At 68.2% G+C, this 13,173-nt stretch carries 20 protein-coding genes; all 20 read right to left on the reverse strand.

The genetic code is table 11. The features are described 5' to 3' along the window. Positions 1–18 precede the first annotated feature (18 nt). Positions 19–624: a nicotinamide riboside transporter PnuC gene (gene pnuC, locus RWS82_RS14630; protein ID WP_314651616.1), complete on the reverse strand. Its 606-nt coding sequence runs from the start codon at positions 622–624 to the stop codon at positions 19–21. A gap of 8 nt (positions 625–632) precedes the next feature. After that, complete coding sequence (locus tag RWS82_RS14635) at positions 633–1,775, reverse strand: UDP-N-acetylmuramate dehydrogenase (RefSeq protein WP_400190102.1); 1,143 nt, start codon at positions 1,773–1,775, stop codon at positions 633–635. Continuing rightward, positions 1,775–2,173 carry a MaoC/PaaZ C-terminal domain-containing protein gene (locus RWS82_RS14640; protein WP_314651619.1) on the reverse strand — a complete coding sequence of 133 codons (399 nt, stop codon included), beginning with the start codon at positions 2,171–2,173 and terminating at the stop codon, positions 1,775–1,777. The genes RWS82_RS14635 and RWS82_RS14640 overlap by 1 nt, the downstream gene beginning before the upstream one ends. After that, the gene (locus RWS82_RS14645; RefSeq protein ID WP_314651621.1) at positions 2,173–2,619 is read right to left on the reverse strand and encodes a MaoC family dehydratase N-terminal domain-containing protein; all 447 of its coding nucleotides are present in this window, start codon (positions 2,617–2,619) and stop codon (positions 2,173–2,175) included. Before RWS82_RS14645 ends, RWS82_RS14640 begins: the two co-directional genes overlap by 1 nt. Before the next feature lie 143 nt (positions 2,620–2,762). Next, positions 2,763–3,569 carry a sulfite exporter TauE/SafE family protein gene (locus RWS82_RS14650; protein WP_314651795.1) on the reverse strand — a complete coding sequence of 269 codons (807 nt, stop codon included), beginning with the start codon at positions 3,567–3,569 and terminating at the stop codon, positions 2,763–2,765. A gap of 172 nt (positions 3,570–3,741) precedes the next feature. Further along, on the reverse strand, positions 3,742–4,272 hold the full coding sequence (rplQ, locus tag RWS82_RS14655) for a 50S ribosomal protein L17 (protein ID WP_314651623.1): 531 nt from the start codon (positions 4,270–4,272) through the stop codon (positions 3,742–3,744). A gap of 34 nt (positions 4,273–4,306) precedes the next feature. Further along, positions 4,307–5,296: a DNA-directed RNA polymerase subunit alpha gene (locus RWS82_RS14660; protein ID WP_314098106.1), complete on the reverse strand. Its 990-nt coding sequence runs from the start codon at positions 5,294–5,296 to the stop codon at positions 4,307–4,309. Positions 5,297–5,444: 148 nt separating this feature from the next. Continuing rightward, on the reverse strand, positions 5,445–5,843 hold the full coding sequence (rpsK, locus tag RWS82_RS14665) for a 30S ribosomal protein S11 (RefSeq protein WP_017829189.1): 399 nt from the start codon (positions 5,841–5,843) through the stop codon (positions 5,445–5,447). A gap of 31 nt (positions 5,844–5,874) precedes the next feature. After that, complete coding sequence (rpsM, locus tag RWS82_RS14670) at positions 5,875–6,249, reverse strand: 30S ribosomal protein S13 (RefSeq protein ID WP_243229806.1); 375 nt, start codon at positions 6,247–6,249, stop codon at positions 5,875–5,877. 157 nt (positions 6,250–6,406) lie between these two features. Further along, the gene (rpmJ, locus tag RWS82_RS14675; protein ID WP_005050492.1) at positions 6,407–6,523 is read right to left on the reverse strand and encodes a 50S ribosomal protein L36; all 117 of its coding nucleotides are present in this window, start codon (positions 6,521–6,523) and stop codon (positions 6,407–6,409) included. A gap of 61 nt (positions 6,524–6,584) precedes the next feature. Next, positions 6,585–6,806, reverse strand: coding sequence for a translation initiation factor IF-1 (gene infA / locus RWS82_RS14680; protein WP_017201569.1), 222 nt, complete (start codon positions 6,804–6,806; stop codon positions 6,585–6,587). A 223-nt stretch (positions 6,807–7,029) separates the two neighbouring features. Continuing rightward, on the reverse strand, positions 7,030–7,689 hold the full coding sequence (locus RWS82_RS14685) for a thioredoxin domain-containing protein (RefSeq protein ID WP_314651632.1): 660 nt from the start codon (positions 7,687–7,689) through the stop codon (positions 7,030–7,032). Between the two features lie 250 nt (positions 7,690–7,939). Beyond that, the gene (map, locus tag RWS82_RS14690; RefSeq protein ID WP_314651633.1) at positions 7,940–8,788 is read right to left on the reverse strand and encodes a type I methionyl aminopeptidase; all 849 of its coding nucleotides are present in this window, start codon (positions 8,786–8,788) and stop codon (positions 7,940–7,942) included. An 8-nt stretch (positions 8,789–8,796) separates the two neighbouring features. Beyond that, positions 8,797–9,393, reverse strand: a complete 597-nt coding sequence (locus tag RWS82_RS14695) for an adenylate kinase (RefSeq protein WP_314651636.1) — start codon at positions 9,391–9,393, stop codon at positions 8,797–8,799. Beyond that, positions 9,390–10,712 (reverse strand): preprotein translocase subunit SecY, encoded by a 1,323-nt coding sequence (secY, locus tag RWS82_RS14700; protein ID WP_314651637.1) that lies wholly within the window; start codon positions 10,710–10,712, stop codon positions 9,390–9,392. Before secY ends, RWS82_RS14695 begins: the two co-directional genes overlap by 4 nt. Positions 10,713–10,840: 128 nt before the next feature. Beyond that, positions 10,841–11,392 (reverse strand): 50S ribosomal protein L15, encoded by a 552-nt coding sequence (rplO, locus tag RWS82_RS14705; RefSeq protein ID WP_314651640.1) that lies wholly within the window; start codon positions 11,390–11,392, stop codon positions 10,841–10,843. Next, positions 11,392–11,577, reverse strand: coding sequence for a 50S ribosomal protein L30 (gene rpmD, locus RWS82_RS14710; protein WP_067121122.1), 186 nt, complete (start codon positions 11,575–11,577; stop codon positions 11,392–11,394). Before rpmD ends, rplO begins: the two co-directional genes overlap by 1 nt. Continuing rightward, positions 11,577–12,278 carry a 30S ribosomal protein S5 gene (rpsE, locus tag RWS82_RS14715; protein WP_400190103.1) on the reverse strand — a complete coding sequence of 234 codons (702 nt, stop codon included), beginning with the start codon at positions 12,276–12,278 and terminating at the stop codon, positions 11,577–11,579. The genes rpmD and rpsE overlap by 1 nt, the downstream gene beginning before the upstream one ends. Continuing rightward, positions 12,275–12,634, reverse strand: coding sequence for a 50S ribosomal protein L18 (gene rplR, locus RWS82_RS14720; protein WP_314651645.1), 360 nt, complete (start codon positions 12,632–12,634; stop codon positions 12,275–12,277). The genes rpsE and rplR overlap by 4 nt, the downstream gene beginning before the upstream one ends. Before the next feature lie 2 nt (positions 12,635–12,636). Then, entirely contained in the window at positions 12,637–13,173 is a 537-nt protein-coding gene (gene rplF / locus RWS82_RS14725) for a 50S ribosomal protein L6 (protein ID WP_314651647.1), read from the reverse strand.

Genomic DNA, 13,173 nt, shown 5'->3' on the forward strand with positions numbered 1-13,173 from the left:
CCTCCCGCGAAGACGCCATCACGCCGCCACCGCACTCGCGCGCTCGATGCTCTCGTCGCGGGCCACGCGTCGCCACGACCCGTATCCGAAGATGCAGAGCCCGATGAACAGCGCGTAGAGCGCCGCGATGATCCACAGCCCCGCGGCGATCGAGAGCCCGACGAAGACCACGTCGACGCCGATCCACACGAACCAGTTCTCGATCCACTTGCGGTTGAGCATGTACTGGGCGACGAGGCTCACGGCGGTCGTGAGCGCATCGACCACCGCGACCTGCGAGTCGGTGAAACTCGTCAGCAGCCACAGCAGCACCGCTGCCCCGCCCAGCCCCGCGACGGCGAGCAGCGGCCAGGCGGAACGCGGCGTACGGCCGATGTACGTCGGACTCTGCTCGATCTTGCGGGTCCATCGCCACCACCCGTGCACGCCGAACGCGAGGTACACCACCTGCAGTCCGGCGGCGGCGTACAGGCCGGCGCCGAGGAACACGAGGAACAGCACGACGTTGTTCGCGATGCCGATCGGATACGTCCAGACGTTGCGCAGGCCCGCGAGCAGCACGCACGCGGCGCCCGTCGCGAAGCCGAGCACCTGCGTCCACTCCGCGAGGAGCCAGTCCAGCACGCGCGTACCTAGAGCTCGACGCCGACGAGCACGGGCTCGGGCTGCAGCACGAGCCCGAACTCGCTGTGCACCCGGTTCTGGATGAAGCGGGCGAGCTCGGCGACCTCAGCCGCGGTCGCCCCGCCCCGGTTGGTCAGCGAGAGGGCGTGCTTGGTCGACACCGATGCCCGAGAACGGGGCAGGTGGAAACCTTTACCGATGCCGGCGTGCTCGATGAGCCAGGCGGCGCTGACCTTCACGTCGGCCTGCTCGCGCCGAGGTACCGGAAGCACTCCGCCATACGACTCGAGCGGGATGACCGTGAGGGCATCCAGGTCGGGCGTGACCGGCCAGCGCGGGCACTCGGCGGGGAGCGCGCGGGCGACGGCCTCGGTCACGATGGCGTTCTGGAAGAACGAGCCGACGCCGTGCGTGTCGGCATCCGTCTCGTTCCACAGCATGCCTTTCGAGGCGCGCGTCTCGAGGATGCGCTCGCGCACCCAGGTGAGCGGCACGGGCGCGTCGTCTCCGAGAGTGAGCGCGCGGCGCAGCTGCTCGCCGCGCACAACGCGTTCGCTCGCGACGAGCAGGTCGACCGTGATCGAGAGGATCACCGCGCGCCGCTGCGGCTCGCTGCCGTAGTGGTGCTTGAAGACCGAGGTGCGGAAGCCCAGGCCGAGCTCGGCGGCCGGCACGATCCGCACCTCGCCGTCGGCCTCGTCGATGAGTTCGACCTCGACGAGCGTCTCTTGGATCTCCTGGCCGTACGCGCCGATGTTCTGCACGGGCGCCGCGCCCACGGTCCCCGGGATGCCGCTCATGGCCTCGAGACCCGCGTACCCGTGCGCGACGGCATAGGCGACGAGATCGTCCCACCCGTGCCCCGCCTGCACCCGCAGTCGGATGCGACCGGGGTGCGGCGACGGCAGTTCGTCGATGCCCTCCGTGAGCACGCGCACCACGGTGCCCTCGAAACCCTCGTCGCCGGCGAAGAGGTTGGACCCGCCGCCGAGCACCATCCACTCGTCACCGCGGCGCCACGTGTCGCGGAGCGCCTCGATGACCGCCTCGGTCGTGCGCGCCTCGAGCATCCGCTCCGGAGCACCGCCGGTGGCGAGGGTGGTGAGAGCTGCCAGGCGGAGCGGGGCGACCTCTTGCAGGGGCGCGACCATCAGGAGGCGATGCGCAGCTGCGCTTTGACGAGCACGGTCGTGTCGCCGGTCGTGACCTTGAGGTCGATGCGCGTCGAGGCGTCGTCGACGGCCCCGACCGTCGCGACGACATGCACGTCGGCTCCGTTCTCGGGGTCGACGACCACGGGCTTCGTGAAGCGCACCCCGTAGTCGACGATGCGCGTCTGCGGGTCGAGCGCGGCGACCACGACCGACGAAGCGATGCCCATGGTGAGCATGCCGTGGGCGAGCACGCCGGGCAGACCCACCGCCGCCGCGACGTCGTCACGGTAGTGGATGGGGTTGAAGTCGCCGGATGCTCCGGCATAGCGCACGAGCGACTCGCGCGTGAGGTGCACGCTGCGCTCGGCGATCACGTCTCCGACCGAGTAGGCCATCACTCCCCCTCTCCGACCAGCAGCACGCTGGTGGCGGTCACGACATGCGTGCCCGAGCCGTCGGTGATCTCGGCCTCGCTCGTGATCATGGCGTTGCCGGCCATCATGCGGATGCCCGTGACCCGCAGCCGCCCCGTCAGCTCGTCGCCGGCCACGATCGGCCGCGTGTAGGCGAATCGCTGCTCGGCGTGGATCGTGCGTGCGAGCACGATGCCGGAGTCGGGCTCCGAGAGCAGCTGCTGCAGGGTGAGGTCCTGCACGACCATCGCGAAGGTCGGCGGAGCCACAACGTCGTCGAACCCGGCCGCGCGAGCCGCCTCGACGTCGGTGTGCTGCGGAGCATCGGCGAAGACCGCGCGCGCGAACTCGCGCACCTTCTCGCGACCGACGAGGTACGGGGGCGTCGGCGGGAACTCCCGGCCGACCAGTTCTGTGTTCACTGCCACCCTTCGATCCTACCGAGGGCCTCCGACGCGCGAGTCCTCGGCGGCCGGATCAAAGGCGTCGGGGCCTGGACGTGTCGGCGATCGCCGCCGCTCCGGCATCCGCCCACGGTCACGAGCGCTGACCGGACGGCGCTGGTCGCGGGTCAGGCCGTGCGGCGCCCGCGGATCGCCTTGAGCGCCATCTGCACCGCGATCACCACGAGGTACGCCGCGAACAGGATGCTGCCGAGGCGCGGATCGATGAGGGTCGCGATCCACGCGCCGAGCGCCGTGGTGGTGCAGGCCGAGAGGCCGATCACCGCGGCGGCGAGCAGATCGACGTTGCGGTGACGCAGGTTGCCGACCGTTCCCGACAACGCCGTCGGGATCATCATGAGGAGCGACGTGCCCTTGGCGACGAGGTCGCTGGTTCCGAACGCGAGCATGAGCACCGGAACCACGATCACGCCGCCGCCGACGCCGATCAGCCCGGCGAGGATGCCCGTGCCCACGCCGACGGCCACGAGCGCGATGCCCGATCCCCACGACAGTTCGAAGACGGCGTCGCGCGACGGGATGACGAGGAAGAGCGTCACGATGACCACGAGCAGAAAACCGACGAACCCCCACCGCAGGGCGGTCTGAGAGATGCGCGGCAGCAGCCGCGTGCCGATCTGCGCACCCACCACGGCGCCCGCAGCGAGGATGATCGCCGGGATCCACGCCACCGAGCCGCTGGCCGCGTACGACACGACACCGACCGCCGAGGTCGGCACGATGGCGGCGAGAGAAGTGCCGGCGGCCAGGCGCTGATCGAAGTGCAACAGCAGCACGAGCAGCGGCACGATGACCGTGCCCCCGCCCACGCCGAAGAGACCGGACAGCAGACCGGCGAGCAGGCCGATCGCGACGAACGAGGTGTATGCCCGCGGGCCTCGGAACGATGTGATCGCCGCGTCTCCCACGAGCATCCCTTCCGCGCGCCCGGGCGACGGGCGCACCGTCCGAGCCTACTCCCGGTGTGGACGCGCGTCGTTCCCGCGGCGCGGAGCGGAGGCATCCGTCGCCCGCACCCCACCCGCCCCCGGGTACGACGAAGGCCCGCCACCGGAACGGTGACGGGCCTTCTTCTCGAACGAGTGATTACTCGGACTTCTCCTCGGCGGCGGGAGCCTCCTCGGCCGGAGCCTCGGTGGTCTCGTCGGCCGGAGCCTCGGTGGTCTCCTCGACGGGAGCCTCCTCGGCCGGCTTCTCCTCGACGGGCTTCTCGGCCGCGGGGGCCGCAGCCTTCTTCGTCGACTTCGCCTTGGGGGTGACGGGCTCGAGCACGAGCTCGATCACGGCCATCGGCGCGTTGTCGCCCTTGCGGTTGCCGACCTTGGTGATGCGGGTGTAGCCACCCTGGCGGTCGGCGACGAGCGGTGCGATCTCGGCGAACAGCGTGTGAACGACGTCCTTGTCACCGATGACCGAGAGCACGCGACGACGCGCGTGCAGGTCGCCGCGCTTGGCGAAGGTGATCAGGCGCTCGGCGAGCGGACGCAGGCGCTTGGCCTTCGTCTCGGTCGTCTTGATCGACTTGTGGGCGAACAGCGCAGCGGCGAGGTTGGCAAGCAGCAGGCGCTCGTGGGCGGGGCCGCCTCCGAGGCGGGGACCCTTGGTGGGCTTGGGCATAATCGTCTAACTCCTGGTCAGAAAGGGTCGGGTATCAGAAGGACTCGTCTTCGCTGCCGCCGTAGAAGTGGGCGCCGTCGAAACCGGGCACCGAATCCTTGAGCGACAGACCGAGCGAGATGAGCTTGTCGCGCACCTCGTCGACCGACTTCTGGCCGAAATTGCGGATGTTCATGAGCTGCGTCTCCGAGAGGGCGACGAGCTCCGAAACGGTGTTGATGCCCTCGCGCTTCAGGCAGTTGTACGAGCGGACCGACAGATCGAGGTCCTCGATCGGCATGGACAGCTCGCTCGAGTTCACGGCCTCGACCGGCGCGGGGCCGATCTCGATGCCCTCGGCCTCGACGTTCAGCTCGCGGGCGAGACCGAACAGCTCGGTGAGCGTCTTGGCGGCCGACGCGACGGCGTCGCGGGGGCTGATCGCCGACTTGGTCTCGACGTCGAGGACGAGCTTGTCGAAGTCGGTGCGCTCCCCGGCACGGGTCGCGTCGACGCGGTAGCTGACCTTGAGCACCGGCGAGTAGATCGAGTCGATCGGGATCTGGCCCGCCTCGGCGTACTCGTTGCGGTTCTGCGTCGCCGACACGTAGCCGCGGCCGCGCTCGATGATGAGCTCGAGCTCGAACTTGGCGGTGTCGTTGAGGGTCGCGATCACGAGCTCGGGGTTGTGCACCTCGACACCGGCCGGAGCCGAGATGTCGGCGGCGGTCACTTCACCGGCACCGGTCTTGCGGAGGTACGCCGTGATGGGCTCGTCGCGCTCCGACGAGACCACGAGCTGCTTGATGTTGAGGATGATCTCGGTGACATCCTCCTTCACGCCGGGGATGGTGCTGAACTCGTGCAGCACGCCGTCGATGCGGACGCTCGTGACAGCCGCGCCGGGGATCGACGACAGCAGGCTGCGGCGCAGCGCGTTGCCGATCGTGTATCCGAAGCCGGGCTCCAGAGGCTCGATGATGAACCGGCTCCGGTTCTCGACGATCTTTTCCTCGGTGAGTGTGGGACGCTGTGCAATCAGCACTCTGTGTTCCTTTCGATCACATGACCGCTATATGACATGTGGTGGGTGAGGTCTTGAGTTGTGGAAGTCGATGCCCGCGAGCGGGCGTGCGAGCCGCCCGACCGCCGCGCTCCGGGAGAGCGGCGAGTCGAACGGCTCGCGAGCCGGATCAGACGCGGCGGCGCTTCGGCGGGCGGCATCCGTTGTGCGCCTGCGGGGTGACGTCCTGAATCGAGCCGACCTCGAGGCCAGCGGCCTGGAGCGAGCGGATCGCGGTCTCGCGGCCGGAGCCCGGACCCTTCACGAGGACGTCGACCTTCTTGACGCCGTGCTCCGCAGCCTGGCGGGCTGCCGACTCGGCAGCCATGCCCGCGGCGTACGGGGTCGACTTGCGCGAGCCCTTGAAGCCCACGCCACCCGACGATGCCCAGGCGATGACCGCGCCGGACGGGTCGGTGATCGAAACGATCGTGTTGTTGAACGTCGACTTGATGTGGGCCTGGCCCAGCGCGATGTTCTTCTTCTCCTTGCGGCGCGGCTTGCGCGCGGCGGCCTTGGGTGCAGCCATGAAAGTGTTCTCCTAGTCCCTGGGGCCGCGCTTAGCGGGCCTTCTTCTTGCCGGCGACGGTGCGCTTCGGGCCCTTGCGGGTACGGGCGTTGGTCTTGGTGCGCTGACCACGGACCGGGAGGCCACGACGGTGGCGGATGCCCTCGTAGGAGCCGATCTCGACCTTGCGGCGGATGTCTGCGGCGACCTCGCGGCGCAGGTCACCCTCCACCTTGTAGTTGCCTTCGATGTAGTCGCGGAGGGCGACGAGCTGCTCGTCGCTGAGGTCCTTCACGCGGATGCTCTCGTCGATCTCGGTCGCCTTGAGGATCTCGACCGAGCGGGTACGGCCGACGCCGTAGATGTAGGTAAGGGCGATCACCACGCGCTTGTCGCGCGGGATGTCAACGCCGGCAAGACGTGCCATGCGGTTCTCCTGGGTGTGATGGAGGTGTGGAACAGGATCGGTGCCCGGGCCTCCGCCCCGAGGTGTCCTCCCCGCCGGTCTCCCGACGGGGGATCTGATCCTGCCGTTGTGTGTTCAGTTGTCGATTGCGAGAGACCAGCTCACGCAGCGGGGGCGATCAGCCCTGGCGCTGCTTGTGACGCGGGTTGCTCTTGCAGATCACCATGACGCGGCCGTGACGGCGGATCACCTTGCAGTGATCGCAGATGGGCTTGACGCTGGGGTTGACCTTCATGATGCTTCCTGTTCGCTGTCTTCGTACCGCCCCGAGGGGCAGGCCGTTACTTCTCGACCGATCAGCGGTAGCGGTAGACGATGCGGCCGCGGGTCAGGTCGTAGGGGCTGAGCTCCACGACCACGCGGTCCTCGGGGATGATGCGGATGTAGTTCTGCCGCATCTTGCCCGAGATCGTTGCCAGGACCTTGTGTCCGTTGCTGAGCTCAACGCGGAACATCGCGTTGGGGAGAGCCTCGGAGATCACGCCCTCGATCTCGATGACACCGTCTTTCTTAGCCATAGCCTCGCTGACGCTTCTGCAGATCGGTCGATCTGCGGTGGATGGATGGGGTTGTGGTGCTGCGCCGACGGACACGCCGAATCAGTGCACAAGGCACCAAAGATCTATGTTAGACGACGCCAGAGCATCCGGCAACTCGACGCAGCGGACGGTCGGATGCCCTCCCCCGCGTCACGCACGAGGGCGGCCCCTCGCGGAGCCGCCCTCGTGATGAAGCCGTCGATCAGGGGAGGATCTCGGCGAAGCGCTGCTGGATCTCGCTGTTCTCGATCCGGTCGCCGTTGACCTCGACGGTCGGCGTGCCCTGGATCTCCTGCGCCGTGGTCTGGTCGCCCACGAAGTCCATGTAGGTGCCGTCGGCGATGCAGTCGGCTGCCGCTCCCGCGCCCGCCTGCTCGGCGAAGCCCGCGAGCTCCTCGTCGGTGTACCCCGCGGTGTTCTCCGCCGGCTGGTTGGCGAACATGTAGTTGAAGAAGTCGAGGAACGCGTCCGGCGCCTTCTCAGCCACGCAGTAGGCCGCGCCCGCGGAACGCGTCGAGTACTTCGTGTTCTGCGAGTAGCGGTCGAGGATCGACACCGGGTGGATGTTCAGGGTGATGTCGTCGTTGGCGGCGGCGGTCTGCAGCTGCTCGCCGTAGGCGTCTTCGAACTGTCCGCAGACAGGGCACATGAAGTCGACGAACACGTCGACCTCGTCCTCGCCGGACCCGAAGCTGATCGCTCCGGTCTCCTGGTTGACGTTGCCGCCCTCGGGCGCGACGCCGGGAGCGGTGGCCTGGTTGTTCAAGAACACCACCAGCGCACCGAGGGCGATGAGCACGACGACGACGGCTGCGGACACCCCGATCACGAACCAGTTGGTGTTGCTCTTCGCCGCTGCCATTGTCTTCCGTTTCTCTCGGTCTCGCCGCACGCCGGTGCGGGCGCAGGTACCCTGTGATCTTCCTGCATCAGCCTATGGGCTGCGTGTGAGCACCCCTCCCCCGCCCGCTCACGCTTCCATAACGTCTCCCGCCCGCATCCCCGCCTGCGAGAACGGAGACGAGCGGCGCGCGAGTCGGCGTGTCGCGGTGCGACTCGCCGCCCCTCCACCATCCGGTCTGCGTTTTCGCGTCCGGGCCAGCGGCGCAGGGTCAGGCGAGGGGAACCGGGGTCACGCCGAAGGGCGCGAGGCCGGCGGCACCGCCGTCGGGCGCGGTGAGCACCCAGATCCCACCCTCGTGGCGGGCGACGCTGTGCTCCCAGTGGGAGCCGTCCGAGCCGTCGACGGTCGAGACGGTCCAGTCGTCCTCTTCGATGAAGGTCGCCTCACCGCCCGCCGTGACCATCGGCTCGATCGCGACGACCAGGCCGGGCTTGATCTCGGCGCCAGGGTCGGGCGTGCGGTAGTTGAAGACGCTCGGCGCCTCATGCATCTTGCGGCCGATGCCGTGGCCGACGTACTCGCGCAGGATGCCGTAGGTCTCGCCCGACACGGCCGACGGGCCCTGGGCCTCGATGTACTCCTGGATGGCCGCACCGACCTCGCCGAGGTGCGACGCCGTCGCCATCGCGGCGATGCCCGCCCACATCGAGCCCTCGGTGACCCGCGACAGCTCCTCGCGGTTCGCCACCACGTCGGGGCGGGTGTCGTCGGGCACGACGACCGTGATCGCGCTGTCGCCGTTCCAGCCCTCGAACTGTGCACCGCAGTCGACCGAGACGATGTCACCGGGCTGCAGCACGAGTTCGCCGGGGATGCCGTGCACAACCTGCTCGTTCACCGACACGCAGATCGTGTGGTGGTAGCCCTTCACGAGCTGGAAGTTCGACTCGGCCCCGCGCGCCGTGATCGCGCGCTCCGCGGCGGTGTCGAGCTCGAGCGTGCTGACCCCCGCGCGGATCAGCGGACGGACGGCGTCGAGCGCCGCCGCCGTGATGAGGCCGGGCTCGACCATCGATCGCAGCTGGGCAGGGGTCTTGTAGATCGACCGGCGGAACATGACGCCGCTCAGACTGCGACGCGCAGGCCGCGCGCATCGAGCGCAGCGACGATGCGCTCGGTGATCTCGTCGAGCGAGCCGACGCCGTCGATGCGGTCGACGATGCCCTTCTCGCTGTACACGTCGATGATCGGCGCGGTCTCGCGCTCGTAGATGTCGAGACGGTGAGCGATGGCCTCTTCGGTGTCGTCCGACCGCCCCTGCTCGATGGCGCGCAGGCTGAGACGCGAGATGCTCTCGGCCCGCGGCACGTCGAGCAGCAGCACGGCGTCCAGCGCCTCGCCGCGACCGTTCAGGAACTCGTCGAGGTGACCGACCTGGGCGACGTTGCGGGGGTAGCCGTCGAGCAGGAAGCCGTTCGCGGCGTCGTCCTGCGACAGGCGGTCGCGCACGATCTCGCTGGTGAGCTCATCGGGCACGAGGTCTCCGCGGTCGAGGATCTCGGTCACCTGGGTGCCGAGCTCGGTGCCGCCCTTGATGTTGGCGCGGAAGATGTCGCCCGTCGAGACGACCGGGATGCCGAAGGTCTCGGCGATGCGCACGCCCTGCGTGCCCTTGCCCGAGCCCTGCGGTCCGACGATCAGGAGCCGTGCGGATGCCGTCATCGGAGGAGCCCTTCGTAGTGGCGCTGCTGCAGCTGCGCGTCGATCTGCTTGACCGTCTCGAGACCGACACCGACGATGATGAGGATCGAGGCGCCGCCGAACGGGAAGTTCTGGTTCGCGCCGACCGTGGCCAGGGCGATGAGCGGGATCAGCGCGATGAGACCCAGGTAGATCGACCCGGGAAGGGTGATGCGCGTGAGCACGTAGTCGAGGTACTCCGCGGTCGGGCGGCCGGCGCGGATGCCCGGGATGAATCCGCCGTACTTCTTCATGTTGTCGGCGACCTCGACCGGGTTGAAGGTGATCGCGACGTAGAAGTAGGTGAAGCCGATGATGAGCAGGAAGTACGCCGCCATGTAGATCGGGTGGTTGCCCGTGGTGAAGTACGTCGTGATCCAGGTGACCCACGGCGCGGGCGTCGAGCCGTCCTGCGGGGTGTTGAACTGGGCGATCAGCGCGGGGATGTACAGCAGCGACGAGGCGAAGATGACCGGGATCACGCCCGCCATGTTGACCTTGATCGGGATGTACGTGTTCGTGCCGCCGTAGGTGCGACGCCCGACCATGCGCTTCGCGTACTGCACGGGGATGCGTCGCTGCGACTGCTCGACGAACACGACGAGCGCCATCACGATCACGCCGACGAGCAGCACGAGCAGGAAGATCTCGAAGCCCTTGGTCTGCCAGATGAGACCCATGGCGCCGGGGAAGGTGGCGGCGATCGAGGTGAAGATGAGGAGCGACATGCCGTTGCCGATGCCGCGCTCGGTGACCAGCTCGGCGAACCACATGATGAGGCCGGTTCCGGCGGTCATCGCCATGATGATGAGCAGCTGCGCCCACCACACGTCGTTGGTGAGGAGGTTCTGGCACGCGGCGAGGTCGGTCGTTCCGAAGAGCTGGCCGCTGCGCGCCACCGTGATGAGCGTCGTCGACTGCAGCAGGGCGAGCGCGATCGTGAGGTAGCGCGTGTACTGCGTCAGCCGCGCCTGGCCGGCCTGACCCTCCTTGTGGAGCGCCTCGAAGTGCGGGATCACCACGCGCAGCAGCTGGGTGATGATGGTCGCCGTGATGTACGGCATCACACCCAGCGCGAAGATGGAGAGCTGGAGGAGCGCGCCACCCGAGAACAGGTTCACCAGGCCCAGCAGACCGTCGGTGCTGGAGCTGACCGCGAGGCACTCCTCGACGTTCGGGAAGTTCACGAACGGAGCGGGGACGTTCGAGCCCAGCCGGTAGATCGCGATGATGGCCAGAGTGAAACCGATCTTGCGACGAAGGTCGGGCGTGCGGAAGATCCGCGCGATGGCGCTAAACAAGAACGTTCCTCCTGAAAAGGGTTGCCGTGCTGAAGGACGGCTGAAAGACCAGAGTAACCTAACCGCGGTCACCGGCATCCGCAAGCACAGAAGGGGCCGGACGATGTCCGACCCCTTCTGTCAGGTGGTTACTTGACGGAACCGCCCGCAGCCACGATCTTTTGCTCGGCCGAAGCCGAGACCTTGTCGACCGCGACGGTGAGCTTCACGGCGATGTCGCCGTTTCCGAGAACCTTGACCTTCTCGTTCTTGCGAACCGCACCCTTGGCGACCAGGTCGCCGATGGTGACGTCGCCACCCTGGGGGTAGAGCTCCGCGAGCTTCTCCAGGTTCACGACCTGGTACTCGACGCGGAACGGGTTCTTGAACCCGCGCAGCTTCGGGGTGCGCATGTGCAGCGGCATCTGCCCACCCTCGAAGCCGACGCGCACGGTGTTGCGCGCCTTGGTGCCCTTGGTTCCGCGACCCGCGGTCTTACCCTTCGAGCCCTCACCGCGACCCACACGGGTCTTCGCGGTGTTGGCGCCGGGGACCGGACGCAGGTGGTGCACCTTCAGCACACCGGGGCGGGATGCCGGAGCATCCGCCTTCTTCGCGGCGGGCTTCTTGGCGGCGGCCTTGGGGGCCGCAGCCTTCTTCGGGGCCTTCTCGGCCTCGACGGCCTCGTTCTTCTCAGCCATTAGTCGATCTCCTCAACCTTGACGAGGTGGGCGACGGTCTTGACGTAACCGCGCGTCTGCGCGTCGTCGGGGCGGACGGTGCTGTCACCGATCCGCTTGAGACCGAGGCTGCGCAGCGTGTCGCGCTGGTTCTGCTTCTCGCTCACCTTGGACTTGATCTGCGTGACCTTCAGACGCGCGGCCATCAGGCACCTACCTTCTGTGCGGCGATGGCCTCGGCCTCGGCGCGGACAAGACGCGCCGGAGCCACCTGGTCGAACTCGAGGCCACGACGCGCGGCAACCGCACGGGGCTCCTCGAGCTGCTTCAGAGCGGCGACGGTCGCGTGCACGATGTTGATCGTGTTCGACGAACCGAGCGACTTCGACAGGACGTCGTGGACGCCGGCGCACTCGAGCACGGCGCGGACGGGACCACCGGCGATGACACCGGTACCGGCGGCAGCCGGACGCAGCAGCACGACACCGGCAGCGGCCTCGCCCTGCACGGGGTGCGGGAGGGTGCTGCCGACGCGCGGCACGCGGAAGAAGTTGCGCTTGGCCTCTTCGACACCCTTCGAGATCGCCAGGGGCACCTCGCGGGCCTTGCCGTAGCCGACGCCCACCAGACCGTTGCCGTCACCGACGACCACGAGAGCGGTGAAGCTGAAGCGACGACCACCCTTCACGACCTTCGAGACGCGGTTGATGGTGACGACGCGCTCCAGGAACTGGTTGTCGCCACGGTCGCGCGAGTTGCGGTCGCGGCCACCCTGGTTGCGGTCACCACGGCCGCCACGGCGACCGTCGCGCTGGTCACGAGTCGAGTCGCCCTGCGTCGTGCCGGCGGCCGTCTCGGAAGTGGCAGCAGCCGCTTCGGTCACTTCGTTCTCCTTGTTGTCACTCACAGTGCCAGCCCCCCTTCACGGGCGCCCTCGGCGATGGCGGCGACACGACCGGCGTAGCGGTTGCCGCCACGGTCGAACACAGCCTCGGAAACGCCGGCGGCCTTCGCGCGCTCGGCGACGAGCTCGCCGACCTTGCGGGCCTTGGCGGTCTTGTCACCCTCGAACGAACGCAGGTCGGTCTCGAGCGTGGATGCGGAGGCCACGGTGTGACCCTTGCTGTCGTCGACGAGCTGCACGAAGACGTGGCGCGCCGAGCGGTTGACGACGAGGCGCGGGCGCACCTCGGTGCCGACGACCTTCTTGCGAAGGCGGGCGTGACGACGCGCGCGGGCGTCAGACTTTGACTTGAGAGCCATGGTTACTTACCACTCTTTCCGGCCTTGCGACGCACGATCTCGCCGGCGTAGCGCACACCCTTGCCCTTGTACGGCTCGGGCTTGCGGATCTTGCGGATGTTCGCAGCTGCCTCGCCGACAGCCTGCTTGTCGATTCCGCTGACGGTGAGCTTGTTCGTGCCCTCGACCGTGAGCGTGATCCCGGCGGGCGGGTCGATCAGGACCGGGTGCGAGAAGCCGAGGGCGAACTCGACCGAGCTGCCCTTCTGCTGCACGCGGTAACCGGTGCCGACGACCTCGAGACCCTTGGTGTAGCCCTGGGTCACGCCGATGATGTTGTTGTTGATGAGCGTGCGGGTCAGGCCGTGGAGCGACCGCGACTCGCGCTCGTCGTCGGGACGGGTGACCAGAACCTGGTTCTCCTCGACCGCGACCTCGATGGGGCTGGCCACCGTGAGGGTGAGCTCACCCTTGGGGCCCTTCACCGCGACCTCACGGCCGTTGACCGAAACGGTCACGTCCGCGGGAACGTCGATGGGAAGTCGTCCAATACGCGACAT

The organism is uncultured Microbacterium sp. (assembly GCF_963528945.1).
Taxonomy (GTDB): Bacteria; Actinomycetota; Actinomycetes; order Actinomycetales; family Microbacteriaceae; genus Microbacterium.

Excerpts from the sequence above, each read along its gene's own strand:
- rplQ (WP_314651623.1), bottom strand. The coding sequence starts at position 4,272 with ATGCCCAAGCCCACCAAGGGTCCCCGCCTCGGAGGCGGCCCCGCCCAC.
- RWS82_RS14640 (WP_314651619.1), bottom strand. The coding sequence starts at position 2,173 with ATGGCCTACTCGGTCGGAGACGTGATCGCCGAGCGCAGCGTGCACCTC.
- rplO (WP_314651640.1), bottom strand. The coding sequence starts at position 11,392 with ATGGCTGAGAAGAACGAGGCCGTCGAGGCCGAGAAGGCCCCGAAGAAG.
- map (WP_314651633.1), bottom strand. The coding sequence starts at position 8,788 with ATGTTCCGCCGGTCGATCTACAAGACCCCTGCCCAGCTGCGATCGATG.
- rplR (WP_314651645.1), bottom strand. The coding sequence starts at position 12,634 with ATGGCTCTCAAGTCAAAGTCTGACGCCCGCGCGCGTCGTCACGCCCGC.
- RWS82_RS14650 (WP_314651795.1), bottom strand. The coding sequence starts at position 3,569 with ATGCTCGTGGGAGACGCGGCGATCACATCGTTCCGAGGCCCGCGGGCA.
- infA (WP_017201569.1), bottom strand. The coding sequence starts at position 6,806 with ATGGCTAAGAAAGACGGTGTCATCGAGATCGAGGGCGTGATCTCCGAG.
- rpmD (WP_067121122.1), bottom strand. The coding sequence starts at position 11,577 with ATGGCCGCGCGTCTGAAGGTCACGCAGATCAAGTCCAAGGTGAGCGAG.
- rpmJ (WP_005050492.1), bottom strand. The coding sequence starts at position 6,523 with ATGAAGGTCAACCCCAGCGTCAAGCCCATCTGCGATCACTGCAAGGTG.
- RWS82_RS14685 (WP_314651632.1), bottom strand. The coding sequence starts at position 7,689 with ATGGCAGCGGCGAAGAGCAACACCAACTGGTTCGTGATCGGGGTGTCC.
- RWS82_RS14635 (WP_400190102.1), bottom strand. The coding sequence starts at position 1,775 with ATGGTCGCGCCCCTGCAAGAGGTCGCCCCGCTCCGCCTGGCAGCTCTC.
- rpsK (WP_017829189.1), bottom strand. The coding sequence starts at position 5,843 with ATGGCTGCACCCAAGGCCGCCGCGCGCAAGCCGCGCCGCAAGGAGAAG.
- RWS82_RS14695 (WP_314651636.1), bottom strand. The coding sequence starts at position 9,393 with ATGACGGCATCCGCACGGCTCCTGATCGTCGGACCGCAGGGCTCGGGC.
- rplF (WP_314651647.1), bottom strand. The coding sequence starts at position 13,173 with ATGTCGCGTATTGGACGACTTCCCATCGACGTTCCCGCGGACGTGACC.
- rpsM (WP_243229806.1), bottom strand. The coding sequence starts at position 6,249 with ATGGCACGTCTTGCCGGCGTTGACATCCCGCGCGACAAGCGCGTGGTG.